Source organism: Flavobacterium sp. IC2-16, assembly GCF_055521455.1.
The window spans coordinates 2,025,568-2,040,815 of record NZ_CM145480.1 but is presented as its reverse complement, the minus strand read 5'-3'; the positions used below and the strand labels follow the sequence as shown (position 1 = coordinate 2,040,815).

The 15,248-nt window shown below is 33.9% G+C and carries 17 protein-coding genes and 1 riboswitch; of the genes, 10 read left to right on the top strand and 7 right to left on the bottom strand.

The genetic code is table 11. The annotated features are described in order from the left end of the window. Positions 1-22 precede the first annotated feature (22 nt). The 3 genes from ACZ1JT_RS09325 to ACZ1JT_RS09315 are packed head-to-tail and all read left to right on the top strand — an operon-like array spanning position 23 to position 2,791. On the top strand, positions 23-1,516 hold the full coding sequence (locus ACZ1JT_RS09325; protein ID WP_465093558.1) for a phytoene desaturase family protein: 1,494 nt from the start codon (positions 23-25) through the stop codon (positions 1,514-1,516). Continuing rightward, positions 1,500-2,339, top strand: coding sequence for a phytoene/squalene synthase family protein (locus tag ACZ1JT_RS09320; RefSeq protein ID WP_465093557.1), 840 nt, complete (start codon positions 1,500-1,502; stop codon positions 2,337-2,339). Before ACZ1JT_RS09325 ends, ACZ1JT_RS09320 begins: the two co-directional genes overlap by 17 nt. A gap of 11 nt (positions 2,340-2,350) precedes the next feature. Then, on the top strand, positions 2,351-2,791 hold the full coding sequence (locus ACZ1JT_RS09315) for a sterol desaturase family protein (protein WP_465093556.1): 441 nt from the start codon (positions 2,351-2,353) through the stop codon (positions 2,789-2,791). Between the two features lie 27 nt (positions 2,792-2,818). Here ACZ1JT_RS09315 and ACZ1JT_RS09310 read toward each other — a convergent pair whose 3' ends face one another. The 5 genes from ACZ1JT_RS09310 to ACZ1JT_RS09290 all read right to left on the bottom strand — a co-directional run bounded on the left by ACZ1JT_RS09310 (position 2,819) and on the right by ACZ1JT_RS09290 (position 6,988). Next, positions 2,819-3,355: a DUF4252 domain-containing protein gene (locus ACZ1JT_RS09310; protein WP_465093555.1), complete on the bottom strand. Its 537-nt coding sequence runs from the start codon at positions 3,353-3,355 to the stop codon at positions 2,819-2,821. Between the two features lie 3 nt (positions 3,356-3,358). Further along, a complete protein-coding gene (locus ACZ1JT_RS09305) occupies positions 3,359-3,895 on the bottom strand; it encodes a DUF4252 domain-containing protein (RefSeq protein WP_465095285.1) in 537 nt (178 codons plus the stop codon). Positions 3,896-3,948: 53 nt separating this feature from the next. Beyond that, the gene (locus ACZ1JT_RS09300; RefSeq protein ID WP_465093554.1) at positions 3,949-4,389 is read right to left on the bottom strand and encodes a hypothetical protein; all 441 of its coding nucleotides are present in this window, start codon (positions 4,387-4,389) and stop codon (positions 3,949-3,951) included. Then, positions 4,370-4,885 (bottom strand): RNA polymerase sigma factor, encoded by a 516-nt coding sequence (locus ACZ1JT_RS09295; protein WP_465093553.1) that lies wholly within the window; start codon positions 4,883-4,885, stop codon positions 4,370-4,372. Before ACZ1JT_RS09295 ends, ACZ1JT_RS09300 begins: the two co-directional genes overlap by 20 nt. Positions 4,886-5,035: 150 nt before the next feature. Further along, the gene (locus ACZ1JT_RS09290) at positions 5,036-6,988 is read right to left on the bottom strand and encodes a TonB-dependent receptor plug domain-containing protein (RefSeq protein ID WP_465093552.1); all 1,953 of its coding nucleotides are present in this window, start codon (positions 6,986-6,988) and stop codon (positions 5,036-5,038) included. 78 nt (positions 6,989-7,066) lie between these two features. Next, a riboswitch (cobalamin riboswitch) is annotated at positions 7,067-7,252 on the bottom strand. A 116-nt stretch (positions 7,253-7,368) separates the two neighbouring features. On the opposite strand from ACZ1JT_RS09290, the gene ACZ1JT_RS09285 reads away from it, so the two are divergent. From ACZ1JT_RS09285 to ACZ1JT_RS09270, 4 genes are read left to right on the top strand one after another with little or no spacing between them, the layout of a single operon-like run. Next, the gene (locus tag ACZ1JT_RS09285) at positions 7,369-8,505 is read left to right on the top strand and encodes an ABC transporter substrate-binding protein (protein ID WP_465093551.1); all 1,137 of its coding nucleotides are present in this window, start codon (positions 7,369-7,371) and stop codon (positions 8,503-8,505) included. Further along, the gene (locus tag ACZ1JT_RS09280) at positions 8,506-9,537 is read left to right on the top strand and encodes an iron chelate uptake ABC transporter family permease subunit (RefSeq protein WP_465093550.1); all 1,032 of its coding nucleotides are present in this window, start codon (positions 8,506-8,508) and stop codon (positions 9,535-9,537) included. Between the two features lie 11 nt (positions 9,538-9,548). Beyond that, positions 9,549-10,328 carry an ABC transporter ATP-binding protein gene (locus ACZ1JT_RS09275; RefSeq protein ID WP_465093549.1) on the top strand — a complete coding sequence of 260 codons (780 nt, stop codon included), beginning with the start codon at positions 9,549-9,551 and terminating at the stop codon, positions 10,326-10,328. 51 nt (positions 10,329-10,379) lie between these two features. Beyond that, positions 10,380-11,153: a dienelactone hydrolase family protein gene (locus ACZ1JT_RS09270; protein WP_465093548.1), complete on the top strand. Its 774-nt coding sequence runs from the start codon at positions 10,380-10,382 to the stop codon at positions 11,151-11,153. A gap of 34 nt (positions 11,154-11,187) precedes the next feature. On the opposite strand, the gene ACZ1JT_RS09265 is transcribed toward ACZ1JT_RS09270, so the two are convergent. Further along, positions 11,188-11,613 (bottom strand): VOC family protein, encoded by a 426-nt coding sequence (locus ACZ1JT_RS09265; protein WP_465093547.1) that lies wholly within the window; start codon positions 11,611-11,613, stop codon positions 11,188-11,190. 69 nt (positions 11,614-11,682) lie between these two features. Next, positions 11,683-12,654 (bottom strand): acyltransferase family protein, encoded by a 972-nt coding sequence (locus ACZ1JT_RS09260; RefSeq protein ID WP_465093546.1) that lies wholly within the window; start codon positions 12,652-12,654, stop codon positions 11,683-11,685. A gap of 137 nt (positions 12,655-12,791) precedes the next feature. Here ACZ1JT_RS09260 and ACZ1JT_RS09255 point away from each other — a divergent pair, with 137 nt between their 5' ends. The 3 genes from ACZ1JT_RS09255 (at position 12,792) to ACZ1JT_RS09245 (ending at position 15,243) form a co-directional block, all read left to right on the top strand. After that, positions 12,792-13,217: an SRPBCC family protein gene (locus tag ACZ1JT_RS09255; protein WP_465093545.1), complete on the top strand. Its 426-nt coding sequence runs from the start codon at positions 12,792-12,794 to the stop codon at positions 13,215-13,217. Positions 13,218-13,295: 78 nt separating this feature from the next. Then, positions 13,296-14,663 (top strand): DNA recombination protein RmuC, encoded by a 1,368-nt coding sequence (locus ACZ1JT_RS09250; RefSeq protein WP_465093544.1) that lies wholly within the window; start codon positions 13,296-13,298, stop codon positions 14,661-14,663. Positions 14,664-14,697: 34 nt separating this feature from the next. After that, complete coding sequence (locus tag ACZ1JT_RS09245; protein ID WP_465093543.1) at positions 14,698-15,243, top strand: acyl-CoA thioesterase; 546 nt, start codon at positions 14,698-14,700, stop codon at positions 15,241-15,243. The last annotated feature ends 5 nt before the right edge of the window (positions 15,244-15,248 follow it).

The following is a 15,248-nucleotide window of genomic DNA, read 5'->3' as shown; positions in this document are numbered from 1 at the left end:
TTTTATAAATTTGTTAAACAAAATGAAAGCAACAGTACAAATAATTGGCTCCGGTTTTTCTTCTTTGGCAGCTGCATGCTATCTGGCCAAGGAAGGGAAACATGTAACTATATATGAAAAAAACAGTACCATTGGAGGTCGAGCCAGACAATTAAAAAAAGATGGTTTTACTTTTGATATAGGTCCTACGTGGTATTGGATGCCTGATGTTTTTGAACGCTTTTTTTCCGACTTTAATAAAAAACCATCCGATTATTACAATCTTACCAAACTAAATCCGGCCTATCAGGTGTATTTCAATCCGAATGAATACATTTCGATTGCAGACAATCTAAGCGATATTTCAAAAACATTTGAAGATATTGAAAAAGGAAGTGGTAAAAAACTCGATAGCTTTATAAGCGAGGCGCAAAACAACTACAACATTGCCATAAAAGATCTAGTGTATCGTCCTGGAGTTTCGCCTTTAGAATTAGTCACTACAGAAACAGCTTTAAAAGTGGGTCAGTTTTTTGGAAACATTTCTAAAGATATACGAAAACAATTTAAAGATAAGCGGCTTATACAAATATTAGAATTTCCGGTTTTATTTTTAGGGGCAAAGCCAACTGACACCCCTTCTTTTTATAATTTCATGAATTTTGCCGATTTCGGATTGGGAACTTGGCATCCGGAAAAAGGAATGTATAGCGTTATATTAGCCATGGAGTCGTTAGCAAAAGAACTGGGCGTCACCATTGAAGTTGGCGCAAATGTTGAGAAAATAATAGTCGAAAACAACAAAGCCATTGGTCTAGTCGTAAATGGTGTTTCAAAATATAGCGATATCGTTTTAAGCGGTGCCGATTACCATCATACGGAAAGTCTTTTAGAAGAAAAACACAGAGCCTACTCCGAAAAATATTGGTCTAAAAAAACATTTGCGCCTTCGGCTTTACTGTTTTACGTGGGTTTTGATAAAACCATAAAAAAAGTAGAGCATCATTCCTTGTTTTTTGATGTAGATTTCGATGTACATGCTGCTGCAATTTATGACGATAAAAAATGGCCGGAAGAACCATTGTTCTATGCCAGTTTTCCATCAAAAACAGATACTGAAGCTGCCCCTACCGGAAAAGAAGCAGGCATATTTTTAATTCCGTTAGCGCCTGGATTGGAAGATACTCCTGAATTACGAGAGCACTATTTTGAAAAAATAATCAGTCGACTTGAAAATCTTACCAACCAGAACGTATCAGAGTCTATTTTATTTAAAGAATCGTTTTGCGTAAACGATTTCATCAAAGAGTACAACTCCTACAAAGGGAACGCCTATGGTATGGCCAATACGTTATTACAAACTGCCTTTTTACGTCCCAAATTGAAAAGCAAAAAAGTAGAAAACTTATACTTTACTGGACAACTAACCGTTCCCGGACCAGGAGTTCCTCCTGCATTAATTTCAGGAAAATTAGTCGCCGAACTCATCACGAAATACTTCAAACCTAAAAAATACGCCAATGAAAGCACTTTTTGATCAAGTATCGTTCGAATGTAGCAGAAATGTCACTAAAACATACAGTACCTCATTTTCAAGTGCTGTAAAAATGCTGGCGCCTAAAATACGTCAAGACATATACAACATCTATGGTTTTGTGAGGTTTGCCGATGAAATTGTAGACAGCTTTCATGATTATGACAAAGAGACCTTATTTGGCTATTTTGAAGACGATTTAGAAAAAGCATTTTCGAATAAAATCAGTTTAAATCCGGTTTTAAACTCATTTCAGACCACCGTACACAAATACGCAATTCCGAAAGAACTGATTGATGCTTTTATGAAAAGCATGAAACAAGATTTATACAAAACAGAATATTCCACTTTTGATGAATACACCGATTATATATATGGTTCGGCTGATGTAGTTGGCCTGATGTGTTTGAAAGTATTTGTAAACGGAGATGATGCAAGATATAACGAATTAAAACATTCGGCCATGCGATTGGGGTCGGCATTTCAGAAAGTGAATTTTCTTAGAGATTTAAAAACAGATTTTGACGAATTAAACAGAACGTACTTTCCCAACACAGATCTTAATTGTCTTAATGAAGAATCAAAGCAAAAAATTATCCGAGAAATCGAATTGGATTTTGAAGCAGGATATAAAGGAATCACGAAATTACCTCTTGAAGCAAAATTTGGCGTATATACCGCTTACGCGTATTACAAAAAGTTACTGGTAAAGCTAAAGAAAACACCTTCGGTTGAAATCAAAAATTCAAGAATTAGAGTTCCAGATTATGAAAAAATGGGCCTTTTAGCAAAATGCTATCTTAATTATCGTTTAAATTTACTATAACTTAGCACATCATGTGGATTCATATTTTAGTCTTTCTAATTACTTTCTGCTTCATGGAATTTATGGCGTGGTTTAGTCATAAATACATCATGCACGGCTTTCTATGGTGTTTACACGAAGATCATCATCATAAAACCCACAAATCCTGGTTTGAACACAACGACGCTTTCTTTGTGTTTTATGCCATAATAAGTATCTCTTTTTTTCTGATGTGGAAATATGATATTTTAGAAATTGGATTAGCCATTGGCTTAGGAATTTTAGCTTACGGCATTGCTTATTTTATGGTTCATGATATCTTTATACACCAGCGCTTTAAATTGTTTAGAAATGCCGATAACCGATATGCTAGAGCCGTTCGTAGAGCACACAAAATGCATCACAAACATCTTGGAAAACAAGATGGCGAATGCTTTGGAATGTTACTTGTACCCCGAAAATATTTTAAATAAAAAAAAGTCCCAATGGGACTTTTTTATTTAAGGTTGCATCAATGTTTGAAGTGGTTTGAGTTGTTCTAGATCGACATTTCCTTTTTTCAGTAAACCCAATAAATTTAAAACATCGGTTGGATTCATATCATTACCTAAAATTCTAACTACAGCAAATCCGTTTTCTTTTTTATTAGCATAAACAACAAACTCGTCTATATGTTCATCTTCACCAACAAAATAAATCGCTCCGCCTTCTTTACCCGAACCAACTTTCATTAGTTCTTGATACATATCATTTTTAAGAATATTCGACACTTTTTCTCTTTCGACTTCAAATTGTTTCTGATTTACAGAATCGGCTTTAAAAGCCAACACATTAATCTTTTTAAACGACTCTAAAGACGATTTTTCCTGACTGCTAAGTGCTACTTTATCTACATTGATAAAGCTCGGAGCCAAATCTAAAGCCACGAATTCTTTATTTTCTGAATTTTCAACAAAATACTTTTGCAAAGAAGGCTTTTGATCGCATGCTGCTAAAAGCATTAATAATGAAAATGTAACACCTGAAAGATACTTCATAGCTTATTTTTTTGATGCTTTCTTCAATGAGTCACCCCCTGGCAATTTCATCTTATCTGTTAATGCCGAGATTTCGTCTAAATCAAAATTACCTGTTAACGACAACAAAACCGTTTCGTTTCCATTTCCTTTTACATTTACCCCTTCAATAAACATTAAAAGTTCTTTAACCTGACTGCTAGTTGCGCCCGATTTTACAAAAATTTTCACTGTTTTACCATTATCGTTTACACGCATTAACTCATCTAAAGGATTTGACTTTAAATATGAGGTTACGGTAGCTTTCATGTCGGCTGCTGGTTTTGAATTATTGGTAGTAAACACTTTTAAGTTGTCTAACTTTTTAAGCAAATTCAAATAAACCTGCATATCTTTATCTGAAGCATCTACTTTAACTTTACTCATTAATTCGAACATTTTTTTGTTGACAATAACCGAAGTTACGTTCTCTTGTCCGTCGAATTTATCGAAAGCTGTTTGAGCAAAAATTCCTGTTGAAAACAGCAGGGCTATTGCCATAAATGCTACCTTTTTACCCATTGTTATCGTATTGCTCTTTTTGATTTTTTGAATCGTTGATTTCATTTTTTTGATTATTTAAAAATTGTTTTCGTTGTTTGATTGTACTCGTTGATGTAATTGATACTTTCTACTCCTTGATTTACATTTTCAGAAACCATTTCCAGTGCTTTTTGCGTTTCGATAAAAGCTACTTCCGGGTTATCGAAAGTTCCTAAATCGTTTTGCTCCGGCTGATTATTTGAAAAAAAGAAGTACGTTCCTGCTAAAATTGAAATACTTGCCGCCACAGATATCCACGCTACATAATTTCGTTTTCTAGGTTGTAGTGGAATAGTTTTGGTAAACGCTTCGTTTTTAGCCTGACGGTAATACCCGAATATTGCACGATATTGTTCCAAATGAGGCGCCACATTGGAAGTTGAAAAGTAATCTTTCAATTGCTTTTCTTCTGCAATACTAGTATCTCCTAAAAAGTATTTTTCTATTAATTTTTCAATTGTATGCAATTCCATAATTATGCTTTTTAATCAATTGTTCTCTAATTTCTTTTCTTGCTCTTGATAGTGCTACTCGAACCGCTGTTTCGTTCATATCCATAATTTGTGCAATTTCCGAAAACTCATATTCTTCCACATCCCGCATTTGAACGATCAAACGTTGTTGTTCTGGTAATCCTTCAATTATCTTTTCTACCCAATTCCAACTGTCTTTATCTTCAATTTGTTTTTGAACACTTGCAGTCGAATCGGAATAATTGTTATGTACTATTTGCAAATTTGATGCCCTTTTTGATTTCAACTGATCTAAGCAGTAATTTTTAGTCATCGTCATTGCAAAAGCTTCAACACTCGAATAATTAGAAAGAACGCTATTATTTTTCCATAACTTAACCAAAACTTCCTGGGTTGCATCTTCGGCTTCTTCGGTACTAACCAACAACCGTTTTGCCATTCGAAACAACTTATCTTTAAAAGGAGAAATTATTTTCACAAACTCCTGCTGATTCATTTTATTTAGGTATTAGTTTTGGTTTATACTATCAAGACGAACCAATCATCTCTTTGTTACAAGTTACATTATTTTTTTTCTTTTTATTCAAAAAAAAGTCCCAACATTTTACTGTCGGGACTTTAGGGATACATGAAAAAACGTTATGTATTAAAAAAGTATGTTCACCCCTATTTTAAAATTTCTGCCTCGTGTACTATAACCAACCGTTTCAACAAAATCTTCATTCAATATATTAGTAACCGAACCAAACACATTCATTCTATTTTTCATCAACTCGTGTTTAACCGTAAAATTAACCAATTGATAAGCATCTAATTTTACTGGAACTGTAACATACGTACCACCATCGAAAAAAGCATCGTTTCTATCGCCAACATATTGGTAGCTAACGCCTAAATACAATCGCGAAGTTGCTTGAAAATCAACCGATGCATTTCCTTTGTGTTTCGGTATCAATCGGCTCAGTTGAACTTCTGGTTCTGTAAAAGTATAATTAGCACTTAACTTAACTTTTTGAATTGGTGAATACGTTACCGATGTTTCAATTCCGCGCGCATTATATTTTCCGTCAACATTAACATAATACGATTCGAAAGTGCTCATATCGGTATAAAAACCAATAGTATTTTTTTCTTGTCTGTAGAATCCAACTGCATTAAAATTTACTTTTTTATTCAGAAGCGTGGTTTCAAAACCAACCTCAGCAGTAGCGTTTTCTTCCGGTGTTAATTTCAAGTTTCCATAAGGTGAATACAATTGATATAAACTCGGAGTTATGTATGCAGTACTATACGATGCCATTACTTTTAATGGAATAGCATTAAAAACATAGGAAGGATTTATATTATAAACCAAATGATTATCATACACACTATGCATATTCATACGTGCTCCAGCATTTAAATGCAACCCAAAATTAGAAGTATACACCGCATTTAAATAGGGATCGATAGTATTGAACTTAGCCACTTTTTCGGAAATAGCATCGTATGGAGTTTCAGTATTCATATCATGGAATTGAAATTGTGCTCCAGTTACCACAAAAATTTGTGATGAAATCGAATATTTATTAAATGCATCCACATTTGCGCTATTCGACTTATAATCGCTCACATCGATTGCATTTGACCAACTATTAAATACTTGATAATTACGTTTGATTGTATTATAAGCCGTATTCATTACAAACTCTCCTTTGTTATATTTATAACGCGGTGAAAAACCAAATCGGAATTGCTCTGAAGTTGATATGTTGAATGGTGAATCCGGATTCGAAAAATTATCGAAACTTCCATCAAAATCGGATTTCACTCTATCGTAATTGGCGAAAACATTCAAAGCTAACTTTTTATTGGGTGTAAAACCTAACTTCACTAATGAATTCACACGTGAAAAACGATCATCTTCGTAGGTGGAAGAAAATGGAATTGAAGCTTCGGAAATCCCTTTAGTTTCTGTACTGTTTAATGACGCATAGTAATTAAATTTTTCAAAACTTCCATTAACAGCAAAACCTTGATTAAAATCTTGCGGATTATATTTCACTCGATTTGCAGTCATTTGAGTTCCTAAATTCATGTAGGCATTTCCAGCGATTTCTTTCTTAGATGCTTTTTTTAAAGTGATATTTATAACACCCGCTGCAGCTCCAGAACCATATAATGTACTTGAAGCCCCTTTTAATATCTCGATGCTTTCAACCTGATCTACTGGAAGTAAACGTAAATCGTATTCCAAATTAATTCCGGAAGCATCGGTTACAGGAATGCCGTCAATCATAATTAACGTTTGTCTGTTACGAGCTCCTCTAATGTAATACCCTAAATTTTTTCCGGCACCACTTTGGTTTCCGTTAACTTCTAATCCAGCTACAGTACTCAATACTGTCGCTAATGATTGGCCTGATTTTTTTTCTAAATCTTCTTTTGTGATTTTTACAATAACCTTTCCCGATTTCTCTTTGGGTAAAGCAAATTTTGAATCGGAAATCACTACTTCATCCAGTTGCTTCACTTTAGAAATACTGTCATTCTCTTGCGCAAAAGCGCTACTCGCCATAAACAAAGCAAGTGCACCAATACGAACGTTAATTTTGTTCATTTTAGTTTTTAAAAAAATTAATAATCTGGGAGAAAAGCATAGAATTTACCCATACCCAAACCTTTTTTCCCGAAAGTTTGTTATCTAGTGTAATGGGCAGGTCTCCTGGCTTGCGTCCTGTTATCTACCTTCCCGCCTTACGACAGTGGTATGAAGAATAACAACAGGCTTATTAGCTTACAGTTGCGGGTACAGCTTAGGATTTTAACCTAATTCCCTTTTAATGTCGTGTATAAATAACACACAAACAACCTCAATACGGGTGCAAATATACTAGCTAAGTTTATTATAATCCAAGTATTTTGAATTTAACATTAACAATTTCACATAAAAATTAGTAGAAATAAACTTAACTTTGCATATTATTCATTGTAATCAAAATGTCTAGAAAATTTCTACTATTTGTTTGTTTCTGTTTTTTAACGCTTCAATCTTGTAAAAAAAACGAGCAAAACAGCTCGGTTAACGCCACTATAAAAAACAGTATTTCCTATGCAAAAGGATTACAAATTTATAATTACGAAGGATATTCGGTAGTGAAAGTAACCAATCCGTGGCCAAATTCAGAAAAAGGATTTACCTATGTTTTAAAAGAAAAAAACGGTGTTATTCCAGATAGTCTTCAAAAATTCACAACAATAAACATTCCGGTTAAATCTATTATTGTTACTTCCACTACACACATACCCTCTTTGGAAATGCTTGGCGAAGAAAATACTTTAGTAGGCTTTCCTCACACCGATTTTATTTCTTCTAAAAAAACAAGAGCGCTAATTGATGCCGGAAAAGTTAAAAACCTTGGACAAAATGAAAGCATCAATACCGAAGTAGCCATTAATTTATCTCCTGAAGTTATTGTTGGTTTTAGCATTGACAGTAACAATAAAACTTTCCAAAATCTGGAAAAATCTGGCATGAAAGTTTTATACAATGGCGACTGGACTGAACAAACACCACTTGGAAAAGCCGAATGGATTAAATTTTTTGGTGTTCTATACGGAAAAAACAAAGAAGCTGAATCGCTATTTAAAAAAATTGAAAAAGACTATAACGACGCCAAATTACTCGTAGAAAAAACAAAAATAAAACCAACAGCTTTAAGCGGTGGTATGTTTCAAAACAAATGGAATCTTCCGCAAGGCAACAGTTGGGCTGCATTATTCCTTAAGGATGCTAACATAGATTATTTATGGAGTTCGTCAGAAGGAATTGGCAGTCTATCTTTAAGTTTTGAACAAGTACTTGAGAAAGCTCAAAACGCCGATTATTGGTTTGGTCCCGGTCAGTTTTCCAGCTTAAAAGAACTTGAAGATTTTAATCCGCACTACTCCCAATTTAAAGCATTTAGAAACAAAACAGTATATTCGTTTACCAATAAAACAGGAGCCAAAGGTGGTGTTATTTATTACGAACAAGCTGCTAATCGCCCCGATTTGGTTTTAAAAGACTTGATTAAAATTACCAATCCTGATTTATTACCCAATTACGAATTGTATTTTTTTCAAAAACTTAATTAATTGCAAAATACAAAACGACATACATTTTTCTTTCTCTTACTATTAGGAGTAACTATTTTTTTATTTCTCGCCAATGTGAGTTTAGGATCTGTTGCTATTCCTTTAAAAGAAGTTTTTAAAAGCATTACTGGAAACGAAACCATAAAACCTGCTTGGGATTATATCATTCTTAATTACCGTTTACCTAAAGCCATAACCGCTATTTTGGTTGGCATCGGACTTTCAACCAGTGGTTTATTAATGCAAACACTTTTTAGAAATCCGTTAGCCGGACCGTATGTTTTAGGATTAAGTTCTGGAGCAAGTTTAGGAGTTGCTTTTGTTATTTTAGGAGCTGGTATTATGCCTACAATTATTAGTGAATTTTTCTTGTCTGCATACGGAATAATATTTGCATCATCCTTAGGCAGTTTCATGGTGCTGTTATTGGTTTTAATTGTTTCACAGAAACTCAGAGATACTATGGCGATTCTTATCGTCGGACTTATGTTTGGAAGCTTCGCCAGCGCCATTGTAGGGGTGCTTACCTATTTCAGCACTGCCGAACAACTACAAAAATTCACTTTTTGGTCCCTAGGAAATCTAGGTAACTTATCGTGGTCTTCCATTGCTATATTAGCATTAGCAGTTATATCTGGACTATTGTTAAGTCTATTAAGTTTAAAGCCTCTAAACACGCTATTACTAGGCGAAAATTACGCTAGAAGCTTAGGCTTAAATTTCCAAAAAACACGTTTAATAATCATTTTTGCTACTAGCCTGTTAGCTGGAAGCATCACCGCGTTTGCAGGACCAATCGCTTTTATTGGACTTGCTGTTCCTCACATGGCTAAATTGCTTTTCCAAACGAGTAACCATAAAATTTTATTTTGGAGCACTATGTTACTCGGAGCAATTACAATGTTAGTTTGCGACATAGTTTCACAAGTTCCTGGTTACGATATCACATTGCCAATTAATGCCATAACCTCAATTATAGGAGCTCCTATAATTATTTGGTTGTTGGTTCGAAAACGAAAAATGATGAACTAATTTTGAAAGCAATGTCAAATACAATCTTACATACCGAGAATTTAGCTATTGGATACCTTTCAAAAGGAGAAAAAACTATTGTATCCCAAAACCTAAACTTACAATTAACAAATCAAAAACTTATTTCTTTAATTGGAGCAAACGGAATTGGCAAATCAACATTATTACGAACCATCACAGGAATCCAGAAACCACTAGAAGGAAATGTATTTTTAAACGACAAAAGCATTACCAGCTATAATTCTTTGGATCTAGCACAAAACTTAAGCATTGTTTTAACCGAGAAATTACCTCCAAGCAATCTTACCGTTTTTGAACTTGTTGCCTTAGGAAGACAGCCTTATACCAATTGGATTGGCACTTTAACACCAGAAGATACTCGAAAAGTCCATGAAGCCATGGAACTCACACAAATATTGCATTTAGCAACTAAAAAGCATTATGAAATTAGTGATGGGCAGCTTCAAAAAGTTCTAGTAGCCCGAGCACTTGCCCAAGACACTCCGCTTATCATTTTAGATGAGCCAACTACACATTTAGACTTGGTTCATAAAGTGGCTCTTTATAAATTATTGAGAAAGTTAACCCATGAAACTGGAAAATGCATTTTATTTTCTACTCACGATGTTGATTTAGCCATTCAATTAAGCGATGAAATGATTGTTATGACAAGTGAAAAAGTATATCAAGACAATCCGTGCACTCTAATTTCAAATGGCGTTTTTAACACTTTGTTTACGGATAACGATATCGTTTTTGATGCTCAAAAAGGGAATTTCATTATAAGCTAAAACTACTTTTATTAGCATTTTTTGTAACTTTAGGTCAGAAAATTAAATGCTATGAATGCGAAACATTTTTTTACAATAGTTATCACAACAATTTCTATTATGATGGCAGAAGCACAACTTCAGGCTGTATCTTATAAAGATGGAAATCAAAAATTAGAAGGGCTTTCCGGAAAACCTTTAAAAGCCAAGAAAAAGAAAATTGGCATTTTAATCCTTCCGGCGTGGATGGGAATTGACTCTCATACACAAGAAGTTGCCAATGAACTTACACAAATGGGGTATTACACATTTGTAGCCGACATTTATGGCGTAGACAAACGTCCTAAAAACACCCAAGAAGCCGGTAAATTAGCAGGATACTTCAAAACCAATTACACTGAATATCAGAAAAGAATTCATCTAGCTTTAGAACAACTAATACAATCTGGCGCAAATCCCGACGAAATTGCCATAATTGGTTACTGCTTTGGAGGAACGGGAGTATTAGAGGCTGCTAGAGCTAATTTTCCAGTAAAAGGTGTTGTTTCTTTTCATGGCGGATTAGGTCGCGACAATTCAAGAACGATAGAAACCATCAAACCAAAAGTTCTTGTACTTCATGGTGCAGATGACTTCTTTGTTTCGGAAGATGAAATCAAAGCTTTTCAAAACGAAATGCGGGCTGCAAAAGCTGATTGGCAAATGAACTACTACGCAGATGCTGTACATGCATTCACACATAAAGATGCCGGTAGCGACAAATCGAAAGGTGTGGCTTACAATGAAAAAGCCGATAAACGCTCTTGGCAAGCTATGCTTAGTTTTTTCAAAGAAATTTTTCAATAAAAAAAGGCTCCAATCGGAGCCTTTTATATAAAACTTATTTGGTATTATAATCGTAATTGACCATCCAGTGGATTCCAAATTTATCGGTAAACATCCCAAAATAAGCACCCCAGAATGTTTTTTCGAGCGCCATAGTTACAGTTCCACCAGCAGAAAGGCCGTTAAAAATTCGAGTGGCTTCTTCTTCCGATTCTGTATTTATTGAAATCGCAATGTTTTCTCCCATTTTTGGAATTCCACCAAAACCTTCAACTGCATCACTCCCCATCAATACAGTGTTTCCTATTGGAAGCGATATATGCATGATTTTATTTTTTTCCGATTCTGGAATTGGATATTCTGAAGGCATTTCAGAAAATTTTCCTGCGTATGGGAAATCACCCCCAAAAACAGATTTATAAAAGTTAAATGCTTCTTCACATGTACCATTAAAGGTAAGATACGGATTTACACTCGCCATAATTGTATTTTTAGATTAGGTTAATTAGTTAACAAGGTACAAACTTTTCAAATTCCAAATCAGAATCGATTATAAAAAAATTGAAATTTTACGGTTAATTCTTTCAACAATCCACCAACAACATACCGCTAATATGCATATGATAAAATATTTCAAAACTATATACCCAAATTCTTTTTGTGGCAAATAGTTATAAACCAATCGAATCATGTATGGATGACACAAATAAACTCCCAAAGACAAACTAGACGGAAGATTAAATTTTAAATTAAGTTTAGATTCAACCCCAACAACCAACAACAACATACTCATTGGTAAAATGAAGATATAAAAATCTAAAGCTCCTAATTTCAATATACTATATAAATAGGATTCTGATAATAATGCTAGAACGCACAACGGCAGAAATCGCTGAGCTATTTTCAAGTTTACACTCCAAGAAGTATACAATGTTCCCAAAAGTAAAAATGGAAATGCGAAAAACAAAAAATTTCTTGTAGTTCCAATTCCTTCATAAAAAATTTTAAATAACGGTGTAGATTTAAAAACAGCTAGCTTGTACAACAATTGAAAAGCATACCCTAAAGCAAACAAAATAAAAACGGCTAAATATTTCCGTTTCACAGTCCAATTTCGTGAATAATATAAAAGTCCGACTCCCAATACACTAGCAAGCAAGTACCACAAATGCCAATAGCCATATAGTAGTTTGTAAATTAAACTTTGTGTACCAAACCAACTAATTTTATAATGATATATTAAATCTGGCAGGTATATTAGTTGCCATACCAAATAAAGCAGCAGAATTCGTTTTCCATATTTTTTAAGATACACTAAATCCTGAATTTTATCTTGAAGTAAATATCCCGAAATCATAAAAAAAGTAGGAACAGCTACACGAGTTATGCCGTTTGAAATTAAATATGAAATTGTATTTTGAATTCCCACCGGTTTGTTCAGTGGAAAAATATGGAGTGCTACCACCAATAGCGCCAAGCATAATTTTAAAACATCTAAGGAAGCGCTGCGAGTGTGTGGCATTTTTACTGAATAAAACCAAATATACTAAATCTTCAACTAAAATTACATCGACTAAATTAGGACGTTTAACTTTTTAAAAACAATTTTTTAAAAAAGCAATTGTAACTTTATCTTTCTAATTTAATCATACATATCCTATGACAACATCAGAAAACAACACCATCACAGTTGCAACAACAGTAAACGCTACCATGAATAAAGTATGGGATTTTTGGACAAACCCAAAACACATTATGCAATGGAACAATGCCTCAAACGATTGGCATACTACCTCGGCAAGCAATGATTTAAAAGTTGATGGAAAATTTAGTTATAGAATGGAAGCTAAAGACGGTAGCTTCGGATTTGATTTTGAAGGAATATATACTAAAGTTATACCCAATGAATGCATCGAATATACTATTGCTGACGGCAGAAAAGTTAGCATTCTTTTTGAATCGAATGATGATCAAACCCTAATTACTGAAACATTTGAAGCAGAAGAAGTACATCCAAAAGAAATGCAACAAGACGGTTGGCAAGCCATAATGAACAATTTTAAAACTTACACAGAAACACATTAACAAAACAAGTTTCAAAACAAAACCTATTCTTGTGTTTGTCTTTTTTTTCTACATTTACAGAATACAAAAAACAAATCCATGTCACAAATTATTTTGGTATTAGCCGCATTTTTAATCGCTTTATTTCTTGGAATTTACATTGGAAAACTACTATTTCTTTCGAAATCGCAATCAACTATTTCTGGACTGGAAGAACGCACTAACGGTTTTCTATCTCAAATTGAACAATTAAAAATTCAGTTTCAAAATGAACGTTCAACATTCGAAAAACAGCTGCAACAAATTCAATTAGAAAAAGAAACAATTCGTAATGAAAAAGAAGCTGTAGCCATTCAATTATCTAAAAAAGAAGTAGATTTTGAAAATCTTTGGGAACGCAATAAAGAGCAGAAAGAAGAAGTCAATCAACTACAAGAAAAATTCACAAAAGAATTTGAAAATCTAGCCAATAAAATTCTTGAAGAAAAAACGGTAAAATTCACCGAACAAAACAAAGAAAACTTAAAAACCATATTAAATCCGCTTCAGGAAAAAATTCATTTGTTTGAAAAGAAAGTAGAAGACACGCACAAAGAAAGCATTGATTATCATGCTGCGCTTCGTCAACAAATTTTAGGTCTTAAGGAAATGAATGCGCAAATGAGTAAAGAAACTCTAAATCTTACCAAAGCATTAAAAGGTGACAGTAAGATGCAAGGAAATTGGGGTGAACTCATTTTAGAACGAGTTTTGGAAAAATCGGGGCTGGAAAAAGGTCGCGAATATGAGGTTCAACAAAGTTTCACCACTGAGGAAGGCGCTCGTGTACAACCCGATGTTGTTATCAATCTACCCGATGGCAAAAAAATGATAGTCGACTCTAAAGTCTCATTAACCGCATACGAACGCTATGTAAATGAAGACGATGACGACGCTAAAAATGAATTTCTTAAAGAGCATGTAGCATCCATTAAACGCCATGTAGAACAATTGGGCAATAAAAATTACCAAGATTTATACCAGATAGAAAGTCCGGATTTTGTACTCTTATTCATTCCTATGGAACCAGCGTTTGCAATTGCTTTAAATGAAGATAACAGTTTGTACAATAAAGCCTTTGAAAAAAACATTGTTATTGTAACACCTTCAACACTTTTAGCAACACTTCGAACTATCGATAGCATGTGGACCAATCAGAAGCAACAAGAAAATGCCTATGAAATTGCGAGACAAGCTGGCGCTTTATATGATAAATTTGAAGGTTTTGTTTCCGATTTAATTAAAATTGGAAAGAAAATGGATGAAGCCAAATCGGAATACGGTAACGCCATGAATAAATTGGTAGACGGAAAAGGAAATTTAATTACCAGTGTTGAAAAACTTAAAAAAATGGGTGCCAAGGCTAAAAAATCGTTACCTGAAAACATTCTTAACCGTTCGTTAGAAAAAGAAAATTCCGAAAATTAAATTTCGATTTCCACCCACTATATTACTGTCTAAAATGGAAAAAACATACAAAAAAGTAAGCGATTCAAAAATCACTCTTTCGGAGTTGATGCTCCCATCTCACAGTAATTTTAGTGGAAAAATTCATGGTGGGTATATACTTTCTCTGATGGACCAAATTGCTTTTGCTTCTGCTTCAAAATTTTCAGGAAAGTATTGTGTAACAGCTTCTGTTGACACCGTTGATTTTTTAAACCCTATAGAAGTAGGTGAATTAGTAACGCTTAAAGCCTCGGTTAATTACATCGGAAAAACTTCTATGGTTGTAGGAATTCGCGTTGTTTCTCAGAATATTCAAACCGGAAAAACAAAGCATTGCAATTCTTCTTATTTTACGATGGTCGCGAAAGACGAATCCGGAAATTCTGTTGATGTGCCTCGATTATTTCTAACCAATTTGGAAGAAGTCCGAAGATTTCATGAAGCGATGAATCGCATTTCCAGTAAAAAACAACACAAACAATACGAAGAAACACTTGATTATTCTTCTTCAAAAGCTATCGAAATAATAGAATCGCTAGACATCAAAATAAAAATATAACATTC